The sequence below is a fragment of the Nonomuraea solani genome (assembly GCF_900108335.1).
Taxonomy (GTDB): domain Bacteria; phylum Actinomycetota; class Actinomycetes; order Streptosporangiales; family Streptosporangiaceae; genus Nonomuraea; species Nonomuraea solani.
The window spans coordinates 47144-59633 of sequence record NZ_FNVT01000011.1; the positions used below are offsets into that span (position 1 = coordinate 47144).

Consider the following 12490-nt stretch of genomic DNA (forward strand, 5'->3'; position numbering starts at 1 on the left):
CGGCTGAGGCTTCGATGAGGGAACCGGGCACTCGTCTCGTACGGCTTTCTCCCGACCGCCTGGACGGCGTACGCCGCCGGATCGGCGACCATCGCGACCAGACCATCGGCGCGGCGTGCGCCATCGGGCTGGCCTACTGGGCGACGGGCCAGAGCCCCGACAGCCTCGATCTCACCTCCGGCACCCTGTTCGCCGACGTCCTCGGCTGGGCCGAGAACGGCGGGGACGGGGTCGGCGGCTGGGAGGTCGGCGCGGACGGCCGCAGCATCACCGTCCCCGACGGGGTCCCGCTGGCCGACGCGCAGCTCGCGCTGGACGACCTGGCCGACTTCCCGGACCGGCCCATCGGCACCATCGGCCCGTCCAGCGTGGCGGCCCGGCTCGCCACCCTGGCCGAGTGGAACGACAACAACGTCGCCCGGGTGCGCCCGACCATCGTGGAGATGTTCCGCGAGCAGGCCCGGACCAGGCCGGACGCCGTCGCCATCGTCGACGAGCGCCGGTCGCTGACCTACCGCGAGGTGGCCGGGCTGTCCAACCAGCTCGCCCACCACCTGATCGAACGCGGGCTCACCACCGAACAGGTCGTCGGCATCTCGCTGGGCCGCTCCGCCGAGATGGTGATCGGCCTGCTGGGTGTGCTCCAGGCGGAGTGCGCGTTCGTGCCGCTCGATCCGCAGTGGCCGGCCGGGCGCCGGGCGGTCGTGATCGAGGACGCCCGGGTCGTGCTGCAGCTCAACGACTCCGGCACTTGTGACGCCGGCGAGCCGGAGGCCGTGGCCGTCGATCTCGGCGACTGGCGGTTCGGCTCGTATCCCACCTCGGAGACCGCGGCCGACGTCCCCGGTCCCGCGCTGGCGTACGTGATCTTCACGTCCGGTTCGACCGGGCGGCCCAAGGGCGCGATGATCCGGCACGAGGCGATCAGCGAGCGCCTGCTGTGGCAGGGCAAGGAGATCCTGGGCTTCGGCACCGACGACGCGTCGCTGTTCAAGGCGCCGCTGTCGTTCGACATCTCCATCAACGAGATCTTCCTGCCGCTCGTGTACGGCGGCCGGCTGGTGATCCTGCGCCCCGGCGGTGAACGCGACCCGCACCACCTGCTGAGCGTGATCGACGAGCAGCGCGTCACGTTCACGTACCTGGTGTCGTCCATGCTCGACGTGCTGCTGGAGATCGCGGGCGACTCCGGCCGCCTGGACAGCCTGCGGCACGTGTGGTGCGGCGGCGAGGTGCTGACCCCGGAGCTGTACGAACGTTTCCGCACCCGCCTCGACATCCCCATGTACCACGGCTACGGCCCCGCCGAGACGACCATCGGCGTCTCCCACGTCATCTACCGGGGCGCCGCGGAACGCCTGTCGACCTCGATCGGCAAGGCCAACCCCAACACCGAGCTGTACGTGCTGGACGAGGAGCTGCGCCCGGTGCCGGTCGGCGTAGGCGGCGAGCTGTACGTGGGCGGCTTCCTCCTGGGTCGCGGGTACGTCAACGCGCCCGGCCTGACGGCGTCCCGGTTCGTGGCGAACCCGTTCGCCGGGGACGGCTCCCGGCTGTACCGGACCGGCGACCTCGCCCGGTTCGCCCCCGACGGGTCGCTGGACTTCCTCGGCCGGGCCGACAACCAGATCAAGATCCGCGGCATGCGGCTGGAGATCGAGGACGTCGAGATCGGGCTCGCGGAGCACCCCCGCGTACGGCACACCTGCGTCGTGGCGAAGAAGAACGCGGCGGGCGGCACGTATCTGGTGGGGTACGTGATCCCGGCGGCCGGCGGCGAGGACCTGCGGGCCGACGACGTCAAGGCGTGGGCCGTGGAGCGCATGGTCGAGTACATGGTGCCCGCGCACATCGTCGTACTGACGGAGTTCCCGCTCACCGCGAACGGCAAGCTGGACCGTAACGCGCTGCCGGAGCCGGCGATCGAGACGGGCGCGTTCGTCCCGCCCGCCACCGAGAACGAGCGCGTGGTGTGCGCGGCGGTCGCGGCGGTGCTGCAGGTGGACGAGGTGGGCGCCGACCAGAACTTCTTCCGGCTCGGCGGCGACAGCATCCTGGCGATCTCGCTGCTGAGCGCGCTGCGCGAGGCGGGCCTGCACGTCACGGCGACGCAGATCTTCACCAGCGGCAGCGTGGGCGAGCTGGCGGCGGTGGCGAGCCGGGCCGAGGCGTCCACGGTGGACCGCGAGGATGTCGCGACCGGTCCCGTCGCGGGCGTGCCGATCGTGCGGTGGCTCGGCGAGACCACGGACGCGATCGACGGCTTCGTGCAGTCGGTGGTGCTGAACACCCCGGCGGACCTGACCGCCGACACCCTCGACGGGCTGCTCGCCGCCCTGGTCGGGCGGCACGACATGCTGCGCGCCCGGCTGGTCCGGGGGGAACGCTGGGGCTTCGACATTCCGGAGCACGGCGTCGCGGGGTGGCAGGAGAGCGATCGGCCGCTCGGCGAGTGTGTCGACCTGGCCGTCGGCGGGCTGGATCCCGACAACGGCGTGATGCTCCGTGCCGTCTGGCGGCGCGAGGCGCGGCAGCTCGTCCTGGTCGTCCATCATGTGGTGATCGACGGTGTGTCCTGGCGGATCCTGATGGAGGACCTGGCCACGGCATGGCGGGGCGGTGAACTACCGCCGGTGGGCACGTCGTTCCGGCGCTGGACGCAGTTGCTGGAGCGGGCGGCCTCCGACGCGGATCCGGCCTACTTCCAGCGTCCGCTGCCGGGCGTGGACGGGCCGCTGGGCCGGCGCGCGCTGGCCGCATCGGACACCGTCGAGCGGGAGCGGGTTCGGGCGGTCGCGGTCGGGCCCGAGGTCACGGCCGCGCTGCTGGGCGAGGTGCCCGCCCGATTCCACGCGGGCGTCAACGACGTGCTGCTGACCGCGCTCGCCGTCGCCCTCGCCCGGTGGCGCCGCGATCTTGGGCAGGATCAGACGTTCGCGCACATCGAGCTCGAAGGGCACGGCCGCGAAGGGCGGTTCGTTTCGGGCTTCGAGCCGGATCTGTCGCGGACCGTGGGATGGTTCACCACGTTGTTCCCGGTGGTCGTGGATCCTGGGGGCGACTCCGACCTGTCGGCCGCGCTCAAGGCGGTCAAGGAAGACCTCGCTCGGGTGCCGGCCAATGGCGTGTCCTATGGTGCTCTGCGGTATCTGGCCGGTGCCGAATTCTCCGCGTCCGCGCCGCAGGTGCTGTTCAACTACCTGGGCCGCTTCGACGCGGGCTCGGCCGGGGACTGGCAGCTCGCGGGTGCCACGGGGCAACTGGGTGAGCGGCGTGACCCGAAGATGCGGCTGCCGCGCGCCCTGGAGTTCAACGCGATCGCCGAACCCGGCTCGACCGGCGCGTACGAGCTGGTCACCACCATCTCGTGGCCCGACGGGATGTTCGCGGACGACGACATCACCACCATCGGCGCCTACTACCGGGAGGCCCTGACCGGGCTGGCCGCGCTCGACGAGGGCGGCCACTCCCCCAGCGACTTCGGCGCGGTGTCTCTCACGCAGGCCGACGTCGACGCCCTGGACGGCCCGGAGCTGCTGGACATCCTGCCGCTGACCCCGTTGCAGGAGGGCCTGTACTTCCACTCGGTGTTCGACGACGACTCGGCCGGCAGCTACGTCGAGCAGCAGATTCTGACGCTGGAGGGCGAGGTGGACGCCGACCGGCTCGCGGCGGCGGCCACCCGGCTGCTCACCCTCTACCCCAACCTGGCCGCGCGGTTCGTGGCCCTCGAAGACGGCCGCGTGGTCTCGGTGCTGGAGAGCGGGGTGCGGGCGCCGTTCACCACGCTGGAGCGCCCCGGCATCACCGACGAGGAGATCCGCGAGTACGCCGAGCGGGACCGGCTCGCCGGGTTCGACCTGGCCACCGGGCCGCTGATGCGGTACACCCTCATCGGCCGGAACGTCCTGGTGCAGACCGTGCACCACATCGTCGCCGACGGCTGGTCGGTGCCGCCGATGCTGCGCGCGCTGCTGGCCGAGTATCACGCGCCGGGGATCGGTTACCCGCAGAGCGGCTTCGCCTCCCACGTGCGGCGGCTCGCCGCGATCGACGGTGACGAGAGCGACCGGGTGTGGCGGGAGCAGCTCGCCGGGCTGCCCGGACCTTCGCTGGTCGCCGAGGGGCACACCCCGTCGGGGCGGTTCGCCGACACCTCGGTGGAGCCGGACGGCGACATCGACGCGGCCGTCCGGTCGGTGGGCGTGCCCTTGAGCGTCGCCGTGCACAGTGCGTGGGCGGTGACGCTGGGCGGCATCCTGCACGGTCGGGACGTGGTGTTCGGGTCCACGGTGTCCGGGCGGGACATGGACGTGCCGGGCATCAAGGACCTGGTGGGGCTGCTCATCAACACGATTCCCGTACGGGCGCGGTGGGACGGCACCACCACGGCGCGCGAGTTGCTCACCTCGGTGCGGGAGCACCAGAGCGCGGTGCTGCCGCATCAGCACGTGTCGCTGGCCAGGACCGGCGGCTCTCTGTTCGACACGCTGGTGGTGTTCGACGTCGCCACCGATGTGGACGGGCTGCGCAGGCCGGGCGATGAATTCGTGATCACCGGCCTCGTGAACGAGGGTGCTCCGCACTATCCGTTGACGCTGGTGGTGGAGCGCGCGGCCGATGGCCGTCCGCGGTTCAACCTGATCTACGACGGTGACCTCCTGCGGGAGAGGCAGGCGCAGGGGATTTTGCGGGCGTTCGCCGGGAACCTGGCCGGGCTGCTGGACCGGCCGGACGACCTGGTGCCCGATGCCCGGCGGCCCGCGCCGGTCGCCCCGGTGACCTTGGGTGAGCTGTTCGACGCCGCCGCGAACCGCGACCCGGCCGCCACCGCCGTCACCCAGTGCGGCCTCGACGGCGGCTCCCGGTCGCTGACCTATGGCGAGCTGGCGTCCGCGAAGAACGGGCTGGCCGCGGCGCTGCGCGCGGCCGGGGTGCGGCCGGGTGAGCGGGTCGCCGTCGCCGTGCCGCGCTCCCTCGACCAGGTCGTCGCCCTGGTCGCGATCGTCAGCGCGGGTGGCGCGTACGTGCCGCTGGATCTGGCCTACCCGGACGAGCGGCTGGAGTACATCCTGGCCGACGCCACCCCGAGCGTCGTTCTCGTGGACCGGGATCAGCGGGATCGGTTCACGGCGCTGACGGCCAGGGCGGGCGTGCCGGCCCGCGTGCTCGTACGGGACGACGACCTGCCGCTGGACACCACCGCGCCCGAGGTCGGCCGGCACGACCCGGCGTACGTGATCTACACCTCCGGATCGACGGGCAGGCCCAAGGGCGTCGTCGTCCCGCACTCCAGCGTGGTGACGCTGCTCGCGAACACCCAGCCCGACATGGGGTTCGGCCCGGACGACGTGTGGGTGCAGTTCCACTCCTACTCCTTCGACTTCGCGGTCTGGGAGCTGTGGGGCGCGCTGGCGCACGGCGGTGAGCTGCTGGTGCCCGAGTACGGGCTGACCCGCTCTCCGGTCGACTTCCACCGGCTTGTACGGGAACGCGGCGTGACCGTGCTCAACCAGACACCGTCGGCGTTCTACCAGTTCATCGAGGCCGACCGGCATGCCGGCGAGCCGGTCACCTCGCTGCGGCGGATCATCTTCGGCGGCGAGGCCCTGGACCTCGGGCGGCTGCGCGGCTGGGTCGAACGGTATGGGACCGGCTCGCCCGAGTTGGTGAACATGTACGGCATCACCGAGACCACCGTGCACGTCACGCACCGGGTGCTGACCGACGAGGACTTCGCCCTCGATGTCAGCCCGATCGGCGGCCCGATCCCCGGTCTGGTCACCTACCTGCTCGACGACCGGCTCCGGCCGGTGCCGCCGGGCCGGGTCGGCTCGATCTACGTCGCCGGTGATCAAGTGGCGCTTGGTTATTTGGGCAGGCCGGGCCTCACCGCGAGCCGGTTCGTGGCGGATCCGTTCACCGGTGGTCGCATGTACCACACGGGTGACCTGGCCCGTCGCACGATCGATGGTGAGCTGGAGTTCGTCGGACGCGCTGATGATCAGGTGCAGCTCAAGGGGTTCCGTATCGAGCTCGGTGAGGTGGAGTCCGCTCTTAGGGAGCTCGACGGCGTGGTCGACGTGGCCGTCACCGTGGCGGGCAGTGGTGATCACCTGGTCGCGCACGTCGTGGGTGAGGTGCCCGGCGACCTCGCCGGGCTGCTGGCGGCGCGGCTGCCCGGGCACATGGTGCCGGGGCGGGTGGTGCGAGTGGACGCCCTGCCGTTGACGGTCAACGGCAAGCTGGATCGTCAGGCTCTTCAGGACGACGCCCCGGTGCCTGTGAGCGACTCCGCGCTGGCCGCGCTGACCGGGATCTTCGCCGAGACGCTGACCGGCTCCGACGTGGACGGTGACACCGACTTCTTCCGGGCCGGCGGCGACAGCATCATCGCCATCACCGTGGTCAACCGGGCCAGGGCGCTCGGCCTGCCGATCTCCCCACGGGACGTGTTCCTGTACCGGACGCCGCGCGCCCTCGCCGAACACCTCGGGACCCGCACACCGCCGGCCATCGCACCCGCTCCCCGCGCGGACGGGCCGCTGACACCTACGCCGATCATCCTGCGTCAGCGGGAGCTGGGCGGCTCTCTCGACCGGTTCGCCCAGGCCAGAACGCTGGTGGCGCCCGAGGGAACGGGGTTCGCCGACGCCGTCCGCGCCGCGAACGCCGTCGTGGCCGCGCACCCGGCCCTGCGGATGCGGCTGCGGGTCGAGCACGGCGTGTGGACACTGCGCACCGAGCCCGCCCGCGAGGTCACCGTCACCAGGACTTCCGTGGCGAAGGACGCCGCTGATCGGCTCGATCCCGAGGCCGGGGAGATGATCGCGTTCTCGTGGATCGACGCGAGCCGGACCCTGGTGATCACCGTGCACCACCTCGCCATCGACGCGGTGTCCTGGCTGGTCCTGCTGGACGACCTGGCCACCGCCCTGCGCGGCGCCGCCCTGACGCCGCCGACCACGTCCTACGCCGAGTACGCCGACGCCCTGGCCACCGGCTCCACCCACGTGATCGACGACCTCGGCCACTGGATCACCACGCTGGCGGCCCCCGTCCTGATCCCCGAGGTCGAAGGGCTGCGCGAGACCACCGTGGAGATCGCGCCCGAGCTGACCGACCGCGTGACCCGTACCGCGCCCGCCGCACTCGGCGTCGGTCTCACCGAGTTGCTGTGCGGGGCGCTGCGGGCCGCGCTGACGCACGTCCAGCCGTCGCCCACCGACCTAGCGATCGACCTGGAACGGCACGGCCGGGTCCCGGCGCTCGACCACCACGACTACACCCGCACGATCGGCTGGTTCACCGCCATCGCACCCGTACGGCTCACCGCGCACACCGACCCCGTCGCGGCGGCCCGCGAGGTCGCCGAACGCCAGCCGGACGAGCGCGGGCACGTCGCCTACGGCCGGCTCAGATATCTCAACCCGCAGACGGCGCCGCTGCTGACGGCGCGACCGCAGGTGCTGTTCAACTACCTCGGCCGGGGCAGCGAGTCACAGGCGCTGCACGTCACCGGCGGCGACCAGGGCAGCCCGTACGCCGTCGAGGTCAACGCCTGGATCGACGCGGCCACCGGCACCCTGCGCGCGACCTTCACCCTCGCCGAAGGCGTGCCCGACGAGCTGACCGAGCACTGGCGGCGCGCGCTGGAGCGGATCGCGGACGCCTCCACGACGGCCGAGCGCACGGCGCCGGTGACCCCGCTCCAGAAGGGCCTGTTCTTCCAGGCCCAGCTCGCGGGCTCGGCCGGGCACTATGTCGCCCAGACCTACTTCACCTTCGACCGGCGGCTGGACACCGGCGCGCTGGCCGAGGCGATGGCGTACGTGATCGCACGGCACCCGGTCGTGGGCGCCGGTTTCGCCGGCGACGACGACGGCAACCCGGTCCAGGTGCTCTCGACGGGCCGGCGGGTCGACGTCCGCACGATCGTCCTGTCGACGGAGGCCGAGGTCGAAGCCCTGCGTGTCCGCGACCGCGACACCGGCTTCGACCCGGACGAGCCGCCGCTGATCCGGCTGACCGTGGTCCGCCTGCCCGGCGACCGCGACGGCCTGCTGCTGAGCTACCACCTGCTGCTGTGGGACGGCTGGTCACGCGAGATCGTGCTGCGGGACCTGTTCGACGCCTACGAGGCCGCCGTCGCCGGGAAGCCGCTGGACCCGGTCCCGGCCACGCCCAGCTTCGAGGACCATGCCCGGGCGCTGGCCGCCAGGGACCCGTCCCCGTCGGAACGCTTCTGGGCGGAGCACCTGACCGGCCTGCCGGGGCCGACGCTGCTCGCCGGGCCGTCGCCGGTGCTCTCCGACGAGCTGCCGCCCGTACTCGTGCACACGCTGTCCGCCGAGCGGTCGCGACTGCTGCGGGACGCGGCCAGGACGCACGGGGTCACGCTGAACGCGGTGCTGACCGGCGCGTTCGGCCTGCTGCTGGGCGCGCACACGGGCCGGAGCGAGGCGGTGTTCGGCGTGACCGTCTCCGGCCGGGAGGGCGAAGGGCTGTCCGAGATCGTCGGCGTGCTGCTCAACACCGTCCCGATGTGGACGCGGGCCCGGCCCGACGACACCGTACGGGACTATCTGTCCGGCGTGCAGGCGGCCAGGGTCGCGGCGATGGAGCACGAGCACCTGGGGCTCGGCGAGATCCAGCGGGCCGGCGGCCACGACACCCTGTTCGACAACCTCTTCGTGCTGCAGAACTTCCTGGACATGGACGCGTTCGCCGCGATGAACGCCCGGCACGGCATCACCTCGGTGCTGGCCGACGACTCCACGCACTACCCGTTCACCTGGGTCGTCACGCCCGGCGACGAGCTGACGGTCAAGCTGGAGTACCGCGACGGCGACGCGGAGCGCGCCCGCCGGCTCCTGGCCGACTACCTGCGCCTGCTCGAAGACGTGGCCCGCTCGACCGGGCCGGTGGGCGCGCTGCGGGGGCTGGGGCCTGAGCCCGAGCCGGCCGGACGTACGGACGTCGGCACCGACACCGTGGTCGACCGGTTCGACCGGGCGGCCGATCGTGGCCCGGAGCGGGTCGCGCTCGTCGCTCACGGCCAGACCATGACGTTCGCCCAGCTCAGGGACCGGAGTCGCGCGGTGGCGGGGGTGCTCGCGCAGCGCGGCATCGGCCCCGAGATGACCGTGGGGCTCGCGATCCCGCGCTCTCTCGACTCGATCGTGGCGCTGTTCGCGGTGCTGCGGGCCGGCGCCGCGTACGTACCGCTGGAACTGGACCATCCGGACGAGCGGATCGCCGCGATCGTCGCGGACGCCCGCCCGGACGTGATCCTCACCGTGAGCACCGTCGCTCCCCGGCTGACGGGCGACCTGATCGAGCTGGACCGGCCTCTCCCCGACGCCGAGCCGTTCACGACGTTCGCGCCGGACGACCCGGACCGGCTGCGGCACCCCGCGTACACGATCTACACCTCCGGCTCGACCGGGAAGCCCAAGGGCGTGGTGACCGAGTACGCCGGGCTCACCAACATGCTGATCAACCACCAGCGGCGGATCTTCGAGCCGGTGCTGGCGGAGCACGGCCACCGGGTCTTCCGGATCGCGCACACCGTGTCGTTCGCCTTCGACATGTCGTGGGAGGAGCTCCTGTGGCTCGCCGATGGCCACGAAGTGCACATCTGCGACGAGGAGCTGCGCCGCGACGCGCCCCGGCTGGTCGAGTACTGCCTGGAGCACGGGATCGACGTCATCAACGTGACCCCCACCTACGCCCAGCAACTGGTGGCCGAGGGCCTGCTCGACGACCCCGCGCGGCGGCCCCCGCTGGTGCTGCTGGGCGGCGAGGCGGTCACCCCGGCGTTGTGGCGCCGGCTGGCCGAGATGGAGGGGACGGTCGGATACAACCTGTACGGCCCGACCGAGTACACCATCAACACCCTCGGCGTCGGCACCTTCGAGTGCCTCGACCCGGTGGTGGGCGTGGCGATCGACAACACGGACGTGTACGTGCTGGACCCCTGGCTGCGGCCGGTGCCCGACGGCGTGCCCGGCGAGCTGTACGTGTCGGGCATCGGCATCGCGCGCGGCTACCTCGGGCAACCGTCCCAGACCGCGGACCGGTTCGTCGCGTGCCCGTTCGGTGAGCCGGGCGAGCGCATGTACCGGACCGGGGACCTCGTGCTGCGGCGGCCCGACGGAAACCTGGCCTACCTGGGCCGGACCGACCAGCAGGTCAAGATCCGGGGGCACCGGGTCGAGCTGGGCGAGGTCGAGGCGGCGTTCGGGGCCCATCCGGCGGTGCGGTTCGTGGCCGCGGTCGCCCAGTCCGATCCGCAGGTCGACGGCGCGTACCGGCTGGCCGCCTACCTCGTCCTGGCAGATTCCGACCTGGCGACGGTCGCCGCGGAGGTGGGCGCCGGGCTGCCGGACTACCTGCGCCCCACCCACTACGCTCAGGTCGACGCCATCCCGCTGACGGTCAACGGGAAGGCCGACGCCAAGGCGCTGCCGGAGGCCAAACCGCTGGGCGCGCTGACCACGGCGAGTGAGCGTCGCCCGGCGACCGAGACCGAGACCATGGTGTGCGAGTTCTTCGCCGAGGCGCTGGACCTGGACGATGACGAGGTGAGCGCGGTGAGCGACTTCACGTCCCTCGGGGGGCATTCCATGCTGGCGGTGCGGCTGATCGGGCTGCTCCGCCGCGAGTACGGTCCCGTGATCACCATCCGCGACCTGCTCACGCTGCGGACCCCGGAAGCGATCGCCCGGCACCTCGATGGCTGACACGCGGAGGACCCGGGAGGGGTCCGGCATCCTGCGGACCGCGCTGCGGCGCAACGCGGGCGCGATGGTCGGGGGCACCGTCCTCATGGGCCTGTACCAGGCGGGCGAGACCGCCTTCCCCATCGCGCTCGGCCTGATCGTCGAACACACGTTGCGGGAGCGCAGCCTCGGCTCCCTCGCCCTGTCGATCGCCGCGCTGGCCGTGATCATCACGACCGTGTCGCTGTCGTGGCGGTTCGGGATGCGCGTCCTGCAGAAGGCCAACACGACCGAGGCACACCACTGGCGGGTACGAGTCGCCGCCCGCGCGCTCCAGCCGGTGGCCGGCGACACCGACCTCAAGTCCGGCGAGGTCCTGACCATCGCCACCGAGGACGCCGACCAGACCGCCGACATCATCGAGGTGGTGCCGCTGCTGATCAGCTCCACGGTCGCGGTGCTGATCGCGGCGGTCGCGCTGGGCCTGGCCAACGTCCAGCTCGGCCTGCTGGTGATCGTGGGCAGCATCGCGATCCTGTCGATCCTCAGCGTCATGTCCAAACGGATCGGCGCGAGCACCCGCGAACAGCAGGCTCGGGTGGCGCGGGCGGGCGCGAAGGTCGCCGACCTGATCAGCGGCCTGCGCCCGCTGCACGGCTTCGGCGGCAACCACGCGGCGTTCCTGTCCTACCGGAAGGTCAGCACGGAGGCGAAGAGCCAGGCGATCACCGTCGCCAAGGTGAACGGCGCCTACGCCGGCACCGCCCTGGCCCTCAACGCCATCCTCGCCGCCGCCGTGACCTTGACGGCGGGGTGGCTGGCCTTCAACGGCCGCATCAGCATCGGTGAGCTCGTCATGGCCGTGGGGCTGGCGCAGTTCATCATGGAACCGCTCCGGCTGTTCTCGGAGATGCCGAAGTACGTGATGATCGCGCGCGCGTCGGCGGACCGGATGGCGTTGGTGCTGGCGGCGCCGCCGGTGATGGTCCCGGGCTCGGAACGCCCGTCCGCTGGTGGAGACCTCGAAGTCGACAGTGTCCGGTACGGGTCGCTGCGCGAGCTGAAGTTCCACGTGCCGGCCGGCGAGTTCGTGGCGATCGCCGCCTACCAGCCACGCGCGGCCGCCGACCTCGCGTCGATCCTCGCCGTGCACGTCCCGCCCGGCTCGCATGAGGGCGTGGTACGGGTCAGCGGGCGGGAGCTGGCCGGCCTGTCGATCGAGGCGGTCCGGGAGCACCTGCTGGTGAACCCGTACGACGGGGAGATCTTCGCGGGCACCCTCCGGACGAACATCGACCCGGCGGGCACCGGCCGCCTGATCGCCGAGGCGGTCGAGGCGTCCATGCTGACCGACGTCGTCGCCCTCCACCGCGAGGGACTCGACTACGCCGTCCGCGACCGCGGCGCCAACCTCTCCGGCGGCCAGCGCCAGCGACTGTCGTTGGCCCGGGCTCTCGCCTCGGACGCCGACATTCTGGTCCTGCACGACCCGACTACGGCGGTGGACGCGGTCACGGAACAGCTCATCGCGCGCAACATCGCAAAACTACGCCGGAACCGGACCACGATCGTGATCACCAGCAGCCCGGCCTTCCTGGACGCCGCCGACCGCGTCCTGGTGCTGGACGGCGGCGTCATCACGGCGGAAGACACCCACCGCAACCTCCTCACCACCGACGAGACCTACCGCCTGGCCGTAGCCCGCTAATCCGTCTCCACACCCTTCACGGCGCCCTCACCCCTTCTATAAAAGACCCCAGCCGAAG

At 72.0% G+C, this 12490-nt stretch carries 2 protein-coding genes; both read left to right on the plus strand.

Translation table 11 applies throughout. From position 1 onward, the window contains the following. The first annotated feature begins 14 nt into the window (after positions 1-14). A complete protein-coding gene (locus C4V41_RS33590) occupies positions 15-10745 on the plus strand; it encodes a non-ribosomal peptide synthetase (RefSeq protein WP_103960006.1) in 10731 nt (3576 codons plus the stop codon). After that, positions 10738-12432, plus strand: coding sequence for an ABC transporter ATP-binding protein (locus C4V41_RS33595; protein ID WP_103960007.1), 1695 nt, complete (start codon positions 10738-10740; stop codon positions 12430-12432). Before C4V41_RS33590 ends, C4V41_RS33595 begins: the two co-directional genes overlap by 8 nt. Positions 12433-12490 lie beyond the last annotated feature (58 nt).

Bases quoted from the DNA above. Each gene is read 5' to 3' on its own strand.
- C4V41_RS33590 (WP_103960006.1), top strand. From the start codon at position 15: ATGAGGGAACCGGGCACTCGTCTCGTACGGCTTTCTCCCGACCGCCTG.
- C4V41_RS33595 (WP_103960007.1), top strand. From the start codon at position 10,738: ATGGCTGACACGCGGAGGACCCGGGAGGGGTCCGGCATCCTGCGGACC.